This is a genomic window from Agrobacterium sp. DE0009 (assembly GCF_007680755.1).
Taxonomy (GTDB): Bacteria; Pseudomonadota; Alphaproteobacteria; order Rhizobiales; family Rhizobiaceae; genus Agrobacterium; species Agrobacterium tumefaciens_B.
Window position 1 is genome coordinate 382009 of the sequence record NZ_VEIU01000001.1, and the last position, 18482, is coordinate 400490.

17 protein-coding genes are annotated in these 18482 nt (G+C 59.1%); 7 read left to right on the plus strand and 10 right to left on the minus strand.

Annotated features, from left to right (window positions below; translation table 11 throughout):
* Positions 1-23: 23 nt before the first annotated feature.
* The 3 genes from FS804_RS01965 to FS804_RS01975 all read right to left on the minus strand — a co-directional run bounded on the left by FS804_RS01965 (position 24) and on the right by FS804_RS01975 (position 4158).
* Complete coding sequence (locus tag FS804_RS01965) at positions 24-350, minus strand: RcnB family protein (RefSeq protein ID WP_063948964.1); 327 nt, start codon at positions 348-350, stop codon at positions 24-26.
* A 189-nt stretch (positions 351-539) separates the two neighbouring features.
* On the minus strand, positions 540-1571 hold the full coding sequence (gene mgrA / locus FS804_RS01970; RefSeq protein WP_063948965.1) for an L-glyceraldehyde 3-phosphate reductase: 1032 nt from the start codon (positions 1569-1571) through the stop codon (positions 540-542).
* A 103-nt stretch (positions 1572-1674) separates the two neighbouring features.
* On the minus strand, positions 1675-4158 hold the full coding sequence (locus FS804_RS01975; RefSeq protein ID WP_144574219.1) for a glycoside hydrolase family 2 protein: 2484 nt from the start codon (positions 4156-4158) through the stop codon (positions 1675-1677).
* A gap of 484 nt (positions 4159-4642) precedes the next feature.
* On the opposite strand from FS804_RS01975, the gene FS804_RS01980 reads away from it, so the two are divergent.
* Positions 4643-5695 carry a LacI family transcriptional regulator gene (locus FS804_RS01980; protein WP_144574220.1) on the plus strand — a complete coding sequence of 351 codons (1053 nt, stop codon included), beginning with the start codon at positions 4643-4645 and terminating at the stop codon, positions 5693-5695.
* 52 nt (positions 5696-5747) lie between these two features.
* Here FS804_RS01980 and znuA read toward each other — a convergent pair whose 3' ends face one another.
* Positions 5748-6740 (minus strand): zinc ABC transporter substrate-binding protein ZnuA, encoded by a 993-nt coding sequence (znuA, locus tag FS804_RS01985; protein WP_144574222.1) that lies wholly within the window; start codon positions 6738-6740, stop codon positions 5748-5750.
* Between the two features lie 104 nt (positions 6741-6844).
* Between znuA and znuC the strand changes: the two genes are divergently transcribed.
* Genes znuC through zur form a run of 3 tightly spaced genes read left to right on the plus strand, consistent with a single transcriptional unit; the run spans position 6845 to position 9013 of the window.
* Positions 6845-7792: a zinc ABC transporter ATP-binding protein ZnuC gene (gene znuC, locus FS804_RS01990; RefSeq protein ID WP_144574224.1), complete on the plus strand. Its 948-nt coding sequence runs from the start codon at positions 6845-6847 to the stop codon at positions 7790-7792.
* Positions 7785-8603 (plus strand): zinc ABC transporter permease subunit ZnuB, encoded by an 819-nt coding sequence (gene znuB / locus FS804_RS01995; protein ID WP_144574226.1) that lies wholly within the window; start codon positions 7785-7787, stop codon positions 8601-8603. Before znuC ends, znuB begins: the two co-directional genes overlap by 8 nt.
* Entirely contained in the window at positions 8600-9013 is a 414-nt protein-coding gene (gene zur, locus FS804_RS02000; RefSeq protein WP_063948971.1) for a zinc uptake transcriptional repressor Zur, read from the plus strand. The genes znuB and zur overlap by 4 nt, the downstream gene beginning before the upstream one ends.
* A gap of 38 nt (positions 9014-9051) precedes the next feature.
* Here the strand turns inward: zur and FS804_RS02005 are convergent, their stop codons facing one another.
* Together FS804_RS02005 and FS804_RS02010 are read right to left on the minus strand one after the other, a co-directional pair.
* Positions 9052-9585 carry a gamma carbonic anhydrase family protein gene (locus FS804_RS02005; protein ID WP_144574228.1) on the minus strand — a complete coding sequence of 178 codons (534 nt, stop codon included), beginning with the start codon at positions 9583-9585 and terminating at the stop codon, positions 9052-9054.
* Positions 9586-9616: 31 nt separating this feature from the next.
* Complete coding sequence (locus FS804_RS02010; protein WP_063948973.1) at positions 9617-10306, minus strand: fumarylacetoacetate hydrolase family protein; 690 nt, start codon at positions 10304-10306, stop codon at positions 9617-9619.
* A 138-nt stretch (positions 10307-10444) separates the two neighbouring features.
* Here FS804_RS02010 and dusA point away from each other — a divergent pair, with 138 nt between their 5' ends.
* A complete protein-coding gene (gene dusA, locus FS804_RS02015) occupies positions 10445-11455 on the plus strand; it encodes a tRNA dihydrouridine(20/20a) synthase DusA (RefSeq protein ID WP_144574230.1) in 1011 nt (336 codons plus the stop codon).
* Between the two features lie 6 nt (positions 11456-11461).
* Here dusA and FS804_RS02020 read toward each other — a convergent pair whose 3' ends face one another.
* Together FS804_RS02020 and uvrA are read right to left on the minus strand one after the other, a co-directional pair.
* Entirely contained in the window at positions 11462-12262 is an 801-nt protein-coding gene (locus tag FS804_RS02020; protein ID WP_063948975.1) for a DUF72 domain-containing protein, read from the minus strand.
* A 156-nt stretch (positions 12263-12418) separates the two neighbouring features.
* Positions 12419-15340: an excinuclease ABC subunit UvrA gene (uvrA, locus tag FS804_RS02025; protein WP_063948976.1), complete on the minus strand. Its 2922-nt coding sequence runs from the start codon at positions 15338-15340 to the stop codon at positions 12419-12421.
* 262 nt (positions 15341-15602) lie between these two features.
* Between uvrA and FS804_RS02030 the strand changes: the two genes are divergently transcribed.
* Both FS804_RS02030 and FS804_RS02035 read left to right on the plus strand, forming a co-directional pair.
* Positions 15603-16181 carry a single-stranded DNA-binding protein gene (locus tag FS804_RS02030; RefSeq protein ID WP_063948977.1) on the plus strand — a complete coding sequence of 193 codons (579 nt, stop codon included), beginning with the start codon at positions 15603-15605 and terminating at the stop codon, positions 16179-16181.
* Positions 16182-16220: 39 nt separating this feature from the next.
* Complete coding sequence (locus FS804_RS02035; RefSeq protein ID WP_144574232.1) at positions 16221-16478, plus strand: hypothetical protein; 258 nt, start codon at positions 16221-16223, stop codon at positions 16476-16478.
* A gap of 51 nt (positions 16479-16529) precedes the next feature.
* On the opposite strand, the gene FS804_RS02040 is transcribed toward FS804_RS02035, so the two are convergent.
* Both FS804_RS02040 and FS804_RS02045 read right to left on the minus strand, forming a co-directional pair.
* A complete protein-coding gene (locus FS804_RS02040; protein ID WP_144574234.1) occupies positions 16530-17678 on the minus strand; it encodes an HPP family protein in 1149 nt (382 codons plus the stop codon).
* 129 nt (positions 17679-17807) lie between these two features.
* Positions 17808-18437, minus strand: coding sequence for a MarC family protein (locus FS804_RS02045; RefSeq protein ID WP_063948979.1), 630 nt, complete (start codon positions 18435-18437; stop codon positions 17808-17810).
* Positions 18438-18482 lie beyond the last annotated feature (45 nt).

An 18482-nucleotide genomic window follows, 5' to 3' on the forward strand; every position in this document is an offset into this window, starting at 1 on the left:
TGCTTTTCTTTGCCAGACTTGAATTAGCGGGCGGCGGCGAGGCCGACGATCAGGCCGCTGACGGCGTTGATGAGCAGAAACTGATTGTCGACGCGCACCCAGCGCTGGTCGCGACGCGGTTCTGCGAGGTGGTAACGGCGGTAGTCGCGGCGGTCTACGACATGGCGGCGATCACGGGCGGACAGGCGCTGGCCGCGATCCCAGCGATGCTTCTTGACGATGACCTTCTTGGTGGTGATGTGACGCTCGACCTGGACTCCGCGGTGGCGATCATCGTGGCGGCTCTGGGCCTGCGCCATCGGTGCTGCAAGAACGGTGGCTGCCAGAAGAATGGTGACGAACTTTTTCATGGAAGTTTCCTCTCGTGTTTCGATGAGAGGAACTTACGAACAAACGAATGAACGGAAACTGAATTTAAGATTACAATTGTGTAATGGTTGTTAATGGTTAGGTGAAGACGTTAATCTTTCAGATGCAGATTTATGTCTCCTTTTTCCAGGTTAGACCGCCCAACGGTGTCGGGCGGCCCGCTCATGGTATCAGGCCCGCTCGGCGGATTTTGCCCAGAGGTTGATATCCGCATCCCTGGCGTAACGGTCGATTTCCGCCAGTTCTTCCGGCGTGAAGTCGGGTTTATCCAGCGCCTTCACGCAATCCTCGACCTGTTCGACACGGCTCGCACCGATCAATGCCGAGGTAATGCGGCCGCCGCGCAGGACCCAGGCAATCGCCATCTGCGCCAGCGTCTGGCCGCGACGTTCGGCAATGCCGTTCAGCGCGCGGATGTTCTCGACATTGCGCTCGTTGAGGAAAGCTGGGTTCAGCGACTTGCTCTGCGAAGCGCGGCTGCCATCAGGCACGCCGCCGAGATATTTCGTCGTCAGCATGCCCTGAGCCAACGGCGAGAAGACGATGGAGCCGATGCCCAGTTCTTCCAGTGTGTCGACGAGACCGTCTTCCTCGATCCAGCGATTGATCATCGAATAGCTCGGCTGGTGGATGATGCAGGGCGTGCCGAGGTCCTTCAGGATCGCTGCGGCCTCACGGGTGCGCTTCGAGTTGTAGGAGGAGATGCCGACATAAAGCGCCTTGCCCGAGCGTACGATCTGATCCAGCGCGCCGCAGGTTTCCTCAAGCGGAGTATCGGGATCGAAACGGTGGGAATAGAAAATATCGACGTAGTCCAGCCCCATGCGTTTAAGGCTCTGGTCGCATGACGATATCAGATACTTGCGGCTGCCCCATTCGCCATAGGGACCGGGCCACATGTTGTAACCGGCCTTGGAGGAGATGATCATCTCGTCGCGATAACCCCGGAAATCCGTCCTCAGGATTTCGCCGAAAGCGGTTTCGGCGCTGCCGGGCGGCGGGCCGTAATTGTTGGCGAGATCGAAATGGGTAATGCCGAGATCAAAGGCACGGCGGCAGATGGCCTGTTTCGTCTGGTGCGGCGTGTCGTTGCCGAAATTGTGCCAGAGCCCGAGCGAGATCGCCGGCAGCTTCAGGCCGGTCTTGCCGCAATGATTGTATTTCATGGACGCGTAACGGTTTTCGGCCGGTTGCCAAACCATGGGTCTTCCTCCACTTGCTGATGACTGGCTGCCGGAGAGGCCGGCAACCCTTTGGACTGTTGATGACAGGCGCGGGTGTACCTGTCATTCCCAAGAGGGATGGTTATGCCTTTCGCCGCATGGTTTCAATGCCAGGACTGGGCGAGGATTGGCAGGTATGAAGATCGAAAATGCGGAAATGCGGCTCTCCGCCGGCCGCCTTCGGCGTGAAGATGATACGCCGGGTTTCGCCGGCGGCGAGGTCGAAGAGATTGTCGGAGTAGCGGCCCGGCTGATCTGTCTCCAGCATGACGAAGAGGGCGAGGCCGGCAGCAGTGACATCGATTTCGTACTGGCCGTTTTTCAGTGGGCTGACGGAAAATTCGAGCCCGGCGGGCTGGAGCTCCAGCGCCTTGTAGGTATCGCGCACATGGTGGCCCTCGCCAGTCATGCCGTTGGAAGCGATAAAGCTCCAGGCAAGGATGGCACCTTCGGGAATGCTTTCCAGATCGATATCCGTCAGTATTGCCGCTTCGTCGCTCGTGCATGTGCCATTGGCGGACTTCAACGGCACGCGGTTGCCGTCCATAGTGAGCGCCACGACGTTCATGTCGATTTCGACATCTTCCGCCGTGTCGTTGACCATCGAGAAGCTGACCCGGCATCCATCTTCGGAGGGAATGGCAGACACCGCGACCGGCTGGAAGAAGCGGCGGGCAGCATAGTGCAGCGCCTTCCAGCCGCCGCCGTAATTGAGGCTCGACCATGAGGCGACCGGCCAGGTGTCGTTGAGCTGCCAGTAAAGCGTGCCCATGCAATGGGGCTTCAGGGAGCGCCAGTAATCCACGGCCGTTCGGATAGCCAGCGCCTGCTGCACCTGGCTCAGATACACGAAGTTCTCGAAATCCCTGGGGAAGCGGAAGTAGCGAAACATGGTGCCGGCGATCCGCTCATTGCCGCCGGCGTTCTTCTGGTGAAGCTCGATGACCGGCGACGCGATGTTCATGTCCTTGTCTTCCGCATAGGTGCGGATGACAGGCATGGACGTATAGGACTGGAAACCGAACTCGGAGCAAAAGCGCGGCTTGACCGAGCGGTAATTGTCGAACGACTTGTTTTCGTGCCAGACGGACCAATAATGCATGTCACCTGATCCATCCGCGTGCCAGGCATCGCCATAATCGAGGTAACCGGAGGCGGGGCTCGATGGCCACCAGAGCGCTTCCGGGGCAGCGTTCTTCAAAGCTTTTTCGATCGTGCGGTTCAGACGGTCATAGGCCACGAGATAGCGGTCGCGATTGTTTCGGGATTCATCGAACCACGTCAGCGCTCCCACCAGCTCGTTATCGCCACACCAGAGCGCAATGGAGGGGTGCGAGGACAGGCGTTTGACCTGATAATCGACCTCGTGCTCGACATTATCGAGGAAGTCATCGCTGCAGGGATAGAGATTGCAAGCGAACATGAAGTCCTGCCAGACCAGCAGGCCAAGGCGATCGCAGAGATCGTAGAACCAGTCCTCTTCATAGAACCCGCCGCCCCAGACACGGATCATGTTCATGTTGGCCTCGACCGCTGAGCAAAGGAGGTCTTCGGTCTTTTCCCGGCTTGTCAGCGAATAGAGCGCATCTGCCGGAATCCAGTTGGCGCCGCGGCAGAAGATTTCCCGGCCGTTGATACGGAAGGCGAAGCGGCTGCCGGCCTCATCCTTATCGGTCAGAAGCTCGATGGTTTTGAAACCGATCTGGCGGGTTGCCGTCTCGTCGGGAAGTTCCACCGTCAGCTTATAGAGCGTCTGCTCGCCACTGCCTGCCGGCCACCAGAGTTCGGGGTTCTCGACAAAGAAGACGTGCCGCACCACCGTTTCGCCGGCGCCAACGCCGCAATCAAGCCTCAGCCTTTCGTCATTGAGGGACAGGTAGACTGGCAGGCTCGCCGGTCCATCGGCAAAGAGTGTCACGGCCACATGCAACTCGACGCCGCCTTCCACATGATGCTGCGACGTCACGATATGTTCGACCCGTGCCGTGTCGAGCCGCTTCAGCAGGATTTTGCCGTAGAGGCCGAAGGGGGCGATGGCGATGTTCCAGTCCCAGCCGAAATGGCATTGCGGCTTGCGCAGCATGTTCCCATTGGCGATCGGCGAGTTTCCCGGATGATAGGGAATGTAAAATGGTTGCCGCGCCTGCCGCTCTCTGCCGGCGGCGATATTGGAATGGAAATGGACGCGGATGGTGTTCTCGCCCGGCCGGAGCGCGCGCGAGACATCCGGCCTGTAGCGGCGGAAGCAATTATCCGCCGTCAACACGGGTACATCATTGACGAAGACGATGGCGACCGTGTCCAGGTACTCGATATCCAGATACCAGCTTGCATCCGCCTCATCGAGAATGAACGTACGCTCGATCATCCAGTCTCTCTCGGCCACCCATTGCACGAGCTTTTCGTTGGCGCCGTGATAGGGGTCGGGGATGATGCCTGCGTTCTTCAGTGCGGTGTGGACATCTCCGGGAACGGAAAGCTCAGCGGAATGATCTCCTTCCGCAGAGGTGAGGCGCCAGAGCCCGGCAAGATCGATGACGGTTTCAGGCGAGGAAGAAGAAAACATGATCGAACCCTGGTTGCATCAAACTCAACGAAGAATGGCCGGCATTATGGTGCAGGCTTGTGTCAGAATCTGGGGGAACAACTGTTCGCAACTCGGTCGCCGAACGTTAATCCGGCTTTGCGATTTCCTCCCATCGGTAACGTTACCGTAAAACAATCGCCCCGTCATTCCTCTGAACGCATCAAAAACACCTTAATGTGCCCAAAGTTTCAGGCTCTGGGTTTGAAAAAATTCTCATCATAAGTTTTTATATCAATACGATAAAATATTTTTCTTATCTCGATTCTCAGATAGCGCATTCGTCATTCCTCAGATGTAAAGCCGTCTGTGAGCAGGAAACGTGAGAATTTTCCCCATGACTGCATCGTTTTAGACAGTTCGGTGGGTGCAATGGGTTCGGCGAGACTTCGAGCGCGGAGCTTTGCCTTTGCAACCGCGCAAAACCTATCTATGATTACTGTTCTCTAAAGCGCGGCGACATGACATGAACGATACTGGCAAATCCGGCAGGGACGATACATCCGCGACGACGGGCGAGCGTCCAACCTTGAAAACGATCGCCTATATGACTGGTCTCGGCATCACCACGGTCTCCCGCGCGCTGAAGGATGCGCCCGACATTGGCGCTGAAACCAAAGAGCGCGTCCGGCTCATCGCCCGCCAGATCGGATACCAGCCAAACCGCGCCGGCGTGCGCCTGCGCACGGGGAAGACCAATGTGATCGCCCTTGTTCTCAGCGTCGATGAAGAGCTGATGGGGTTCACCAGCCAGATGGTGTTCGGCATCACAGAGGTTCTTTCCTCGACGCAATATCATCTCGTCGTCACACCCCACATCCATGCCAAGGATTCCATGGCGCCGATCCGCTACATCCTTGATACCGGCTCGGCGGATGGGGTGATCATCTCGAAGATCGAGCCGAACGATCCGCGCGTCCGGCTCATGACCGAGCGTAATATGCCATTCGTGACGCATGGTCGGTCGGATATGGGCATCGACCACGCCTTTCACGATTTCGACAACGAGACCTACGCCTATGAGGCGGTTGAGCGGCTGGCGCAATGCGGCCGCAAAAGGCTAGCGGTGATCGTTCCGCCATCGCGCTTTTCGTTCCATGACCATGCCCGCAGGGGCTTCAATCGCGCCATCAGGGATTTCGGTCTGACCGAGTTCTCTTTCGATGCCATCACCAGCGAAACGCCGCTGGAGAAAATCCGCGACTTTGGCCAGAAGCTGATGTTATCCGACGACCGTCCGGATGGTATCGTCTCGATCAGCGGAAGCAGCACCTTCGCCCTGGTGGCCGGTTTCGAGGCCGCGGGTGTGAAGATCGGCGAGGACGTTGATATCGTCTCCAAACAGTCGGCCGAATTCCTGAACTGGATCAAGCCGCAGATTCACACTGTCAATGAAGACATCAAGCTGGCGGGCAGGGAGCTTGCAAAAGCCCTGCTCGCCCGCATCAATGGCGCGATGCCTGAAACGCTTCAGAGCGTTGCCCGGCCGGAATGGTCTTCAATGGCGCCAAAGCCATAGGGCTTGAAGCGCTCCGCTCACCTACTTGTTCCAGAGGCGTCGGGAATGCCTGTCAGGACAGGCACGCCTTCAGTGATGCGGCGATGCCACGCATCAGTTTGAAGTAGAGGTCGGGGCCAGGCTCCAGCGTCGCCGCCTCTGGATCGAGCGTTCCTGATTTTGCCGCAGTGCCCTCGGTGATGACTGAAATCAGCTTCGGCTCGAATTGCGGTTCGGCAAAAACGCAGGTTGCGCCGAGCTGACGGACTTTCTCCTGCATCTGCTTCACACGGTCGGCGCCGGGCAGGGTTTCCGGGCTGACGGTGATCGATCCGACCGTTTTTACGCCGTAGCGGTGCTCGAAATATTGGTAGGCGTCGTGGAAGACGATGAACGGCTTGTCCTTCACCGGCTGAATCGTTTCCTTGAGTTCGGCGTCAAGCGCATCGAGATCATCAATCAGCTTTTTCGTATTGGCCTGATAGGTCGCGGCATTGCCGGCGTCGGCCGCGATCAGCGCGGTTTCGATTTCCTGCGCCATGGCCTTGGCATTGGCGGGGTCCAGCCAAAGATGCGTGTCGTACGCGCCGTGGTCATGATCTTCATGGCCGTCACCATGGTCGTGCCCATGATCGTGCGCGCCGCCTTCTTCGGCGTGTGCGTCGTGCGCATCGTGGGCTTCGTCGCCATCGTCATGTGCTTCGAAGGGGCCGCCCACGCGGAAAGGCAATTTCTCCAATCCTTTGGCATCTTCCAGTTCCACCACGGTCGCTTTGCTGGCAAGCGCATCCAGCGGCTTTTCGAGGAACGCCTCCAGCCCGGGCCCGATCCAGAAGACCACATCCGCTTTTTCAAGCTTGCGTGCATTGGACGGCCGCAGATTATAGGTATGGGGAGAGGCCGCACCATCAACGATCAGCTGTGGCTCCCCGACACCTTTCATGATGGCTGCAACGAGGGAGTGGACCGGCTTGATCGAGACCACGACATCGGGTGCGGCAGTGGCGCCGGAGGCCGCGGCTGCAATGGCCACGGATGCCATGAGCGGGATCAGGAACGATTTCATGCGATGCACTCCACTTGAACCAGTATAGTTATGTTATTACATTTATTGCGTAACTCTATAACGTATGCGATAGCGGTAGGCAATATCGTCGAACGGACAATCCCATGCTTCATTCCGCCTCTATGGGCAACGACATTCTGGTTTCCCTTGCCAATGCCGGCGTGCAGCGCAGCGGCCGCTGGCTGGTACGCGGTGTGGAGTTTTCCGTCAGCAAAGGCGAGATCGTCACGCTGATCGGGCCGAACGGATCCGGCAAATCCACGAGCGCGAAAATGGCGATCGGTGTCGTCAAACCAACCGAGGGGGTGGTTGCCCGCAAGGCTGGTCTTAAAGTGGGATATGTGCCGCAGAAGCTTTCGGTCGACTGGACAATGCCGCTTTCAGTGCGCCGACTGATGACACTGACAGGGCCGCTCGCCGCCCGCGACATCGATGCCGCCCTGAATGCGACCGGCATCGCGCATCTTGCCAATGCCGAGGTGCAGCATCTGTCCGGTGGGGAGTTCCAGCGGGCGCTTCTAGCGCGCGCCATTGCCCGCAAGCCCGACCTCCTTGTTCTTGACGAACCCGTTCAAGGCGTCGATTTCTCCGGCGAGATCGCGCTTTATGATCTGATAAAAAATATCAGAAATTCAAGTAATTGCGGAATTCTGTTGATCTCGCATGATCTGCATGTGGTGATGGCGGAAACCGATACGGTCATCTGCCTCAACGGCCATGTCTGCTGCCGTGGCACGCCACAGACGGTAAGCCAGAGCCCGGAATATATGCGCCTCTTCGGCGGTGCGGCTGCGAAGGGGCTTGCCATCTACAGTCACCATCATGATCACACCCATTTGCCCGACGGACGGGTGCAACATGCGGATGGCACGGTGACGGACCATTGCCACCCTGAGGACGGGCATCATCACGCGCATGATCCACATCATGACCACGCGCATGATCGTCATGACCAACGGCACCACCACGATGACCATGACGAATGCGGCTGCGGCCATGAACATGGCGACGACGCCCGCGAGAACTCGCGCCAGGGAGAGCGCCATGTTTGACGATTTTTTCGTGCGCGCCATGGTCGCCGGCATCGGTGTTGCGTTGACCGCCGGTCCGCTTGGCTGCTTCGTCGTCTGGCGGCGTATGGCCTATTTCGGGGATACCATGGCCCATTCGGCGCTTCTGGGCGTTGCCCTGTCTCTGCTGCTGCAGCTCAACCTCATTGTCAGTGTGTTTATGGTCGCGTCGGCCGTGTCGCTTCTTTTGATTTTTCTGCAAAGACGGCAGGCTCTTTCCGCCGACGCGCTGCTGGGCATCCTGTCCCACTCCGCCTTGGCGATCGGTCTTGTCATCGTCGCCTTCATGAGCTGGGTGCGCATCGATCTCGTCTCGTTCCTGTTCGGCGATATTCTCGCCGTCACCCGCAGTGATATCGCACTGATCTGGGGCGGCGGACTGATTGTCATTGTCTCCATGGTGTTCCTGTGGCGGTCGCTGCTTGCCTCTACCGTTAATACGGAGCTGGCGGAAGCCGAGGGGCTGAACCCGGAACGGTCGAAACTGATCTTCACGCTGCTGATGGCGCTCGTTATCGCGATTGCCATGAAGGTTGTCGGCATCATGCTCATCACCTCGCTGCTGATCATTCCGGCCGCGACAGCGCGGCGTTTTTCCAGCACGCCGGAGGTGATGGCGGTGGTGGCCTCGCTGATCGGTGCGGTGGCGGTTGTCGGCGGCCTGTTCGGCTCGCTGACCTATGACACGCCATCCGGGCCATCCATCGTGGTTGCCGCGGTGATCCTGTTCGTTATAAGCCTGTTGCCGGCGCCGGGTTTTTCCCGCTCCGCGGATGAAGGAGGCAAGCCATGAATGCGCAGACCCAGCAGAATCTCACCAAGAACCAGTCGCTGGTCATGAACGCGCTTTCAAATGCGCAACAGCCGCTCAGCGCCTACATGATCCTCGACAAGCTACGGGATGACGGTTTCCGCGCGCCGCTCCAGGTCTACCGGGCGCTGGAAAAACTGGTGGAGTTCGGTCTCGTCCACCGGCTGGAAAGCCTCAACGCTTTTGTCGCCTGCACTCACACGCAGGCGGAGTGCTGCTCGCAACACCATGGAACGGTGGCCTTCGCAATCTGCGAATCCTGCGGGCAGGTGACGGAATTCCACGATCACGAGATCGACCATCGACTCGAGCGCTGGGTGAAGGATAGCAAGTTCAAGGCGGAAAAGACCACCATTGAAATCCGCGGCCTCTGCGCTGCCTGCGCGGCATAACGGCAATTCTAAGGGGCGGGCATGTTGCCCGCCGTCGATCATTTTTCGATGATCGCCAGATCCCTCGAAAAACGCTTCCAGTTTTCGATATATTTTTCAGCCGCACGACGAAGGCTCGCCACGGCGTCGTCATCCAGCGTGCGGATAGCGCGCGCGGGTGAGCCGACGATCAGGGAGTTATCCGGAAACTCCTTGCCTTCGGTCACCAGCGCGTTGGCGCCGACGAGACAATTGCGGCCAATCTTTGCGCCGTTGAGGATCGTCGCGCCCATGCCGATCAACGAATTATCGCCGATGGTACAGCCATGGACGATGGCGTGATGACCGATGGTGCACATATCGCCGATGGTGGCGGCATAGCCGGGGTCGCTATGCACCATCACACCTTCCTGGATGTTGGTGCCGCGCCCGACGCTGATCGGTTCGTTATCGCCGCGCAGCGTTGCACCAAACCAGATGCCGACATCCTCACCGAGTGTGACGGCGCCGATGACATTGGCATCGGGTGCGACCCAGTAACGATCCGGGGCAGGGGTCTGCGGTACCCGGTCGGCCAGGCGGTAGAGCGGCATGGCGGTGTCCTCCCTTTGCGGTTCCTGTCGATCAGGCAATTTTGACCGAGAGCGTGCCGACGCCATCGACGCCGCACTCGATCCTGTCACCGCGCACGATCGGGCCGACGCCAGCTGGCGTTCCGGTCATGATTACGTCGCCGGCAGCAAGGGTGAACAGCTTGGAAAGCTCGGCAATCACTTCCGGCACTTTCCAGATCATCTGCGCGAGATCGCCCGTCTGCTTACGTTTTCCGTTGACATCGAGCCAGATCGCGCCGGTTGAGGGATGGCCGATTTTTTCTGCCGGAACGATGGCCGAGATCGGAGCGGAATATTCAAAAGCCTTCGCGCCCTCCCAGGAGCGGCCCATCTTCTTCAGCCCGTCCTGAAGGTCGCGGCGTGTCATGTCGATGCCGACGGCATAACCCCATACATGGTTCAGCGCCTCGGACGCCGGGATATCCGCGCCGCCGCTCTTCAGAACCACGACACATTCCACCTCGTAATGGACATTGGAAGAGAGCGGAGGGTAGGGGAAGTCATTGCCAGCGGGAAGCAGATTGTCCGGGTTCTTCTGGAAATAAAAGGGCGGCTCGCGCGACGGATCATGCCCCATTTCGATGGCGTGATCCGCATAATTGCGACCAACGCAATAGACCCGCCGCACGGGGAACAGCTCTTGCGTGCCTTCGACTGGCAGCAGAACGGGTTTCGGGGCGGGGATGACGGTGGCGGCCATGGGGATTTCCTGTCGTCTCTTGAAGCTGCAAGTCTTGTCCCGCGATTCCGGGGCGATTTCCAGTTCAAAATGACCTCGCCTGCAAAACTGGCTTTTTACGGTCCTTTGTTGTAGAAGCCGGCGCAAAGAGGTTTACCCATGTACAGAAAAGCGCTTGCCAGCGGCGAAAAAATCTTTGCCGTTGCACCCATGATCGATTGGACCGATACGAGGTGCAGGTTTCTGCACCGGCAATTGTCGAAGCGCGCCCTGCTGTTCACCGAAATGATCGTCGCCGATGCCATTATCCACGGCCAGCGCGAGCGGTTGCTCGGTTATCACCCGCAGGAACATCCCGTGGCCCTGCAGCTCGGCGGGTCTGACCCCGTCAAGCTTTCCGAGGCGGTGCGGATCGCCAGCGGCTATGGTTACGATGAAATCAATCTCAATGTCGGCTGCCCTTCGGACCGCGTGCAATCGGGTACCTTTGGCGCCTGCCTGATGCGCGAGCCCGACCTCGTTGCCAAATGTGTCTCCGCCATGAAGGCGGTCGCTGAGGTGCCAGTCACAGTCAAATGCCGCATCGGCGTTGACGATCATGAGCCTGAAAGGGTGTTGCCTGATTTTCTGGCGCGGGTGGTTGCGGCTGGCGCGGATGCCGTGTGGGTCCATGCCCGGAAAGCCTGGCTACAGGGTCTGTCGCCAAAGGAGAACCGCGAGGTTCCGCCGCTCGACTATGAACTCGTCTATCGCATGAAACGGGAAAATCCAGGAGTCTTCATCGGCATCAATGGCGGCATTGCCGATCTCGATCAGGCGGGCGAGCACCTGAAATACATGGACGGCGTGATGCTCGGCCGCGCCGCCTATCACAACACCTCGATCCTTGCCGATGTCGATCACCGCATCTATGGCGGGCAAGCCCACCCCTATGACTGGATGGCGCTGCGGGACGCGATGATGGCTTACGCTGCTGATTACATCGCCGCAGGTGGACGTCTCAATCACGTCACCCGCCACATGGTCGGCCTGTTTCAGGGCATGCCGGGCGCGCGCCGGTTTCGGCAAATCCTCTCCAGCGACGCCACCCGACCGGGAGCCGGGCCTGAGGTGATCGAGGCAGCTTTTGCCGCCATCGATTTTAACCCGATGAAAGAACTGGCGGGCTGAGAGGGCTCAGACCGCTTTTTGCAGTTCCTGCGCGCCAGTGGGCGCATTGACCTTGCCGCCGGTAATGAAGAACGCGAAGACGTCGCGCGGTGTCTTTTCGACCTTCCGCTCGGGCGCTATCAGCGGCAGATCGTCAGGAACGCCGCCTACCGCGTAGGTCTTGACGCGTTTTGCCCAGTCATTGATCCCGGCTTTCGGATAGCAGGTCTTGATATCATCCTCGCCCTTCTGTAGGCGGCAATAGACGAAATCGGCCGTGACGTCAGGCAGCATCGGATACTCGTGATGATCGGCGCAGACGACCGCGACCTTGTGTCTGGCGAGAAGCTCGATGAATTCCGGCACCTGGAACGTCTCATTGCGCACCTCCACGACGTGGCGCAGACGAATCCCATCCTGCTTTTCCGGCAATAGCGCCAGGAATGCGCCGAAATCGTCGGCGTCGAATTTCTTCGTCGGCGCGAATTGCCAGAGGATCGGGCCGAGATGCGATCCCAGTTCCGTCAGACCCTGCGTTAGGAACTTCGTCATGGACTCGCCCGCTTCGGCCAGAACCTTGCGGTTGGTGACGTAACGGCTGGCTTTCAGTGAAAAGACGAAATCCTCCGGCACCTCGGATGCCCATTTGGCGAAGGTCTCCGGCTTCTGGCTGCTGTAATAGGTGCCGTTGACTTCAATTGCCGTCAACTGCCGGCTTGCGTGCTCCAACTGGCGCTTCTTCGGCAGTTTTTCCGGGTAGAAAGTTCCTTCCCAAGGCTCGAAGGTCCAGCCGCCGATACCGGTGCGGATAGTCCCTGACGTCGACATCTGTTGTTCCTCCCAAATTCCGTGCCGCGTCCGCGCCGTTCACCCGATTCATTCGCAGGCATGCGGCGACGGCGGCGTCTTGACCAATGGATCCCCGTCTCAACGGCGAGGATAACGGGGGCGCCGCCCGGGCACACCTGTCGTTAATCTCCGAAACTACTCCGCGGCTTGCTGTTTTCCAGCCGGCCGCCTCTCCAGAAGCTCTTTCAGGAAGTGACCGGTATAGGAGCGCTCGACCTTGACGATGTCTTCCGGCGTGCCGGTTGCCACCACTTCACCGCCGCCCGTGCCGCCTTCGGGGCCGATATCGATGATCCAGTCGGCCGTCTTGATGACTTCGAGATTGTGTTCGATCACGACCACGGAATTGCCCTGTTCCACCAGCGCATGCAGCATCTCGAGCAGCTTGTTGACGTCGTGGAAGTGCAGGCCGGTCGTCGGCTCGTCGAGTATGTAGAGCGTGCGGCCCGTGGAACGCTTCGACAGTTCCTTGGCAAGCTTGACGCGCTGCGCTTCGCCGCCGGAAAGCGTATTGGCCTGCTGGCCGACCTTGATGTAACCAAGACCAACATCGAAGAGCGATTGCAGCTTGTCGCGGACGGCCGGCACGGCGGCGAAGAATTCCACGCCTTCTTCAACCGTCATATCCAGAACGTCGGCGATGGATTTGCCCTTGAAGGTTACGTCAAGCGTTTCGCGGTTATAGCGCTTGCCGTGGCAGACATCGCAGGTGACATAGACATCAGGCAGGAAGTGCATTTCGATCTTGATGACACCGTCGCCCTGGCAGGCTTCGCAACGGCCACCCTTGACGTTGAAGGAGAAGCGGCCGGGTGCGTAACCACGCGCCTTCGCTTCCGGCAGGCCCGCAAACCAGTCTCGGATCGGCGTAAAGGCGCCGGTATAGGTGGCGGGGTTCGAGCGCGGCGTCCGGCCAATGGGTGACTGATCGATATCGATCACCTTGTCGATGAATTCGAAACCATCGATACGGTCATGTTCCGCCGGGATTTCGCGCGCACCCATGACTCGACGCGCCGCCGATTTATAGAGCGTTTCGATCAGGAAGGTGGATTTGCCGCCGCCCGAAACGCCGGTTACGGCGGTAAAGACACCCAAAGGCACCGCAGCAGTGACATTCTTCAGATTATTGCCGCGTGCGCCGACAACCTTGATCTCGCGGCCCTTCTTGGGTTTGCGGCGCTGCGCGGGAACCGCGACGCCGAGTTCGCCGGAGAGATATTTGCCGGTCAGTGATTTCGGATTGGCCATCACCTCCTGCGGCGTGCCTTCGGCGATAACCTGGCCACCGTGGATGCCGGCGGCCGGGCCGATATCGACCACATAGTCCGCCGTCAAAATGGCATCCTCGTCATGTTCGACCACGATCACCGTATTGCCAATATCGCGCAGATGTTTGAGCGTATCGAGCAAGCGGGCATTGTCGCGCTGATGGAGACCGATCGAGGGCTCGTCGAGGACATAGAGAACGCCGGTGAGGCCTGAGCCGATCTGCGATGCAAGACGGATGCGCTGGCTCTCGCCGCCAGAGAGCGTGCCGGAATTGCGCGACAGGCTGAGATAATCCAGCCCGACATCGTTAAGGAAGCGCAGGCGCTCGCGGATTTCCTTGAGGATACGGACGGCGATTTCATTCTGCTTGGCGTTCAGGCTTTCCGGTAGCACCTCGAACCAGTCGCGCGCGGTGCGGATCGACATTTCGGTGACTTCACCGATATGGAGCTTGTTGATCTTGACGGCGAGCGCTTCCGGTTTCAGGCGATATCCGGCGCAGGCCGGGCAGGCGGCTGCCGACATGTAACGCTCGATTTCCTCACGCGCCCAGGCGCTGTCGGTCTCTTTCCAGCGACGCTCCAGATTAGGCACGATGCCTTCAAAGTTCTTCACCGTCTTGTAGGAGCGGGCGCCGTCCTGATAATTGAACTCGATCTTGTCATCCGTGCCCTGCAGGATGGCGTGCTGCGCCTCCCTGGAGAGATCGGACCACTTGCTCGACAGCTTGAAGCCGAAAGCTTTACCGAGTGCTTCCAGCGTCTGGTTATAATAGGGCGAGGAAGACTTCGCCCATGGTGCAATCGCGCCATCGCGCAGCGTGCGGGCTGGCTCCGGCACGATCAGGTTTTCATCCACCTTCTGCTGCGAGCCGAGGCCATCGCAGCTGGGGCAGGCGCCGAAGGGATTGTTGAAGGAAAACAGCCGCGGTTCGATTTCCGGAATGGTGAAGCCGGAAACGGGGCATGCGAATTTTTCCGAAAACAGCACGCGCTCGTGGGTCTCATTGAGAGATTTATTGGCGGAACCACCGGCGGCGGTTTCTTCTGCAGGCAGCGGTTTGTCGGCGAATTCGGCGATCGCCAGGCCGTCCGCGAGCTTCAAGCAGGTCTCAAGACTGTCGGCAAGACGTGCGGCCATATCCGGGCGCACAACAGCACGGTCAACCACCACGTCGATGTCGTGCTTGTATTTCTTGTCGAGGGCTGGAACGTCGGCGATCTCGTAGAACTGGCCGTCCACCTTGACGCGCTGGAAGCCCTTCTTCATCAGCTCGGCAAGTTCCTTCTTGTACTCGCCCTTGCGGCCGCGCACGATCGGGGCGAGGATATAAAGACGCGTGCCTTCGTCGAAAGCGAGGATGCGGTCGACCATCTGGCTGACCGTCTGGCTTTCGATCGGCAGGCCCGTCGCGGGCGAATAGGGCACACCGACGCGCGCAAAGAGCAGGCGCATGTAGTCGTAAATCTCGGTGACCGTACCCACCGTCGAGCGCGGGTTACGCGAGGTGGTCTTCTGCTCGATGGAGATCGCCGGTGACAGACCGTCAATCTGGTCCACGTCGGGCTTCTGCATCATCTCCAGGAACTGGCGCGCATAGGCTGAAAGGCTCTCGACATAACGGCGCTGGCCCTCGGCATAGATGGTATCGAAAGCAAGCGACGACTTGCCCGAGCCGGAGAGGCCGGTCATGACGATCAGCTTGTTGCGTGGCAAATCCAGATCGATGCCCTTGAGGTTATGCTCGCGGGCGCCACGGATGGAAATCGTCTTCAGTTCACTCATGACAAGGCTCGGACAAAAAGAAAGCTTGAGGGCGGCGTGTCCTTATGTAGTGACGCAGCCGGATGTGTCGAGGTCTAATCCCAATCGGCCGAAGCTTTTCGGAAAGCTTGACTCGAAATCTGCGATTCAATAGAACAAAAAAGGAACGAATTGCAAGCGACAATCTCCGCTACCGCAGCTTAAGATTATTCGTTGTGGATAGTTCCATGCTTGCGGTGCCCTTTGCGGGCCGTGGCGGCTATTGTGTGGCGATTTTTTTGAAATGCAATTGCCGGTCATGAAGGCCGGCGGACAGGATGACGAGATGGCTGGTAGCGTAAACAAGGTAATTCTGATCGGAAACGTGGGCGCCGATCCCGAAATCCGCCGCACGCAGGATGGCCGCCCGATCGCCAATCTGCGTATTGCTACGTCGGAAACCTGGCGCGACCGCAACAGCGGTGAGCGCAAGGAAAAGACCGAGTGGCACACGGTCGTGGTGTTCAACGAAGGCCTGTGCAAAGTCGTCGAGCAATACGTCAAGAAGGGCGCAAAGCTCTACATCGAAGGTCAGTTGCAGACCCGCAAATGGCAGGACCAGACCGGTAACGACCGTTATTCCACGGAAGTGGTTCTTCAGGGCTTCAACTCGACGCTGACCATGCTCGATGGTCGCGGCGAAGGCAGCGGCCGCAGTGGCGGCGGCGACTTCGGTGGCGGCAACGATTACGGCAGTGGCGGCGGCTCGGGTTACGGCGGCGGTTACGACCAGCAGTCCTCTTCTCGCGGCGGTTCTTCCCGCGGCAGCAGCCAGCCTTCGGGCGGCTTCTCCAACGATATGGACGACGACATCCCGTTTTGATCTGACGCCGGATGAATATGTGCATGACAGGAGGCGAGCTTGAGTGACGACACGGTGCAACCGAAACAGCCCGCCACCTGGCGCATTATTCTTGCGTTTTTCCTTGATTTCTGGACGGCGTTTTTTGCGGCGGGATTTCTTGTCGCAACCGTTGCGGGCGGGCGAACACCGGAGGGGTTTTCCCTGAACGGTACGCCTGCTTTTGTCGCCTTTGGCCTGATGATAGCCTATTTCGTTGTGCTGGGACGGTTCTTTGGTGGCACGTTGTGGCAGCGGCTCCTGAAAGCAAGACGCTGACATCCATCTTTGTCGGTCTCTTTTTCGGCGTAAGTGCCTGGTGAGGCCAAACTAAGCCGCCACCTTGTCCGCCAACATCGCGACCATAACATCGGATTGCGACACGATGCCGACCATCTTGCCGCGGGCGTCCGCCACGGGCAGATAGTGCAACCCTTCTTCCGCGAAACGGATGATGGCTTCCTCGATGGGCGTTTCCGGCCGTACGGTTTTCACAGGCGAGGTCATGATGTCCTTGACCGTGTCGTTCGGCGCACTTGCGCCTGACAGGATGAGGCGCAGGCGCTGGAGGAAGCCGATGGCGGGACGGCCATTTCTCCAGCTGGCCTTTTCCAGGAAGTCCGTCTGGGTGACGATACCGACGATTTCTGCTTTGTCGTTGGTGACCGGCAGCGCCTTGAAGTGGTGGCTGTGCATCAGTCCCTGGGCGTGGCGAAGGCTGTCATCGGGTGCGACGCCGATGACATCCCGTGACATGACGCTCGCACAATCGAGATGCAGCGCGCGGCGGCGGTAGGAGCGTAGTTCAGTCTTGCGCAGGATGGTCTCCAGCGCATCGCGGTCGATATCGAGGACCTCGTCATATTCTTTCAGCACCTCATCAAGATCGGTTGAGGAAAAGCCGATTTTCTGAATGGGCGTGGGATCCGTGGTGCCGTGCGCCGCTTTGCCAAGCTTGAGACCATGCGGATAGGCGCGGCCGGTCGCGTTGTTGTAGAGGAGCGCAAAAGCGAGAAGGATGAGCGAGTTTCCGGCAACGGGCCAGAGCAGGAAACCATAACCGAGACTGTGGACGGCAGGGCCGCCGAGGACGGCGGTGAGAGCGACGGCACCGCTTGGCGGATGCAGGCACCGCAGCGCCATCATGGCAGCGATCGCAAGGCTGATTGCGAGCGCGCTGGCAAGAAATGGATCCGGAACGAGCAGGGCCACGCTCACACCAACAAACGCCGAAACGAGGTTACCGCAGAGGATCGACCAGGGCTGCGCCAGCGGGCTCGAGGGCACCGCGAACAGAAGCACGGCAGACGCGCCCATCGGTGCGATCATGGCGGGCAAGGTAGGATCGAAACGCAGGGCGAGACTTCCCAGAAGGCCGGTGAGGAGAATGCCGACGAAGGCGCCTATTGCAGAGCGTAGCCTTTCCCTGTTGCTGACAGGTGCGGCATCCGGGATGAGGCGGCGCAGCATTGAACGCATGAGAAGAACTTTCGAATCCGGAAACGTTACCTGTCTTTAAACGAAGCGACGGCCGGATTTAAAGGCAGGATTTTTTCTCTCCCTGATATCGATGGGAATTATGATGCGCCCATCCCAGTGGGCGACAAATCAGAACGCAAAGGCGGATTTGATCCCGTCGACCACGAATTGCACCGACAGCGCCGCCAGCAGCACGCCAAGAAGTCGCGTGAGGATCGCGCGGCCCGTATTGCCGAGAAACCGGTCCATGCGTTCCGCCACGATCAGTGCGGCGTAAACGAGGCCCATGGCGAAGGCGAGGATCAGGATGAGTACCACCATCTCGAAGGTCGTGTTCATCGAGCCCGCAAGCAGCACCGTCGCGGAGATGGCGCCCGGTCCGGCGATTAACGGCAGTGCCAGCGGAAAGACCGCAAGATTATGCAGATGATCCTTGGTGATGGCTATTTCGGACGTCTTTTCCTTCCTTTCCTGACGCTTTTCAAAAATCATCTCGAAGGCGATCCAGAACAGCAGAAGGCCGCCGGCGATGCGGAAGGAGCCGAGCGAAATGCCAAGCAGGTTGAGGATCGCAAGCCCGAAGACAGCGAAGACCGCAAGGATGCCGAAAGCGATGATGGAGCCGCGCAACGCTACCTGACTGCGCTGGCTTCGGTTCATGCCTGTCGTAAGCGCCAGGAAAACGGGAGCGAGGCCCGGCGGATCGAGCGTCACCAGAAGTGTGGTGAGCGCATTGATTAGGGTTTCGCTGCTGGCCATTCTTTCCCCGCTGTCTTGTTTTTATGCCGGACCCTACGCAACTCG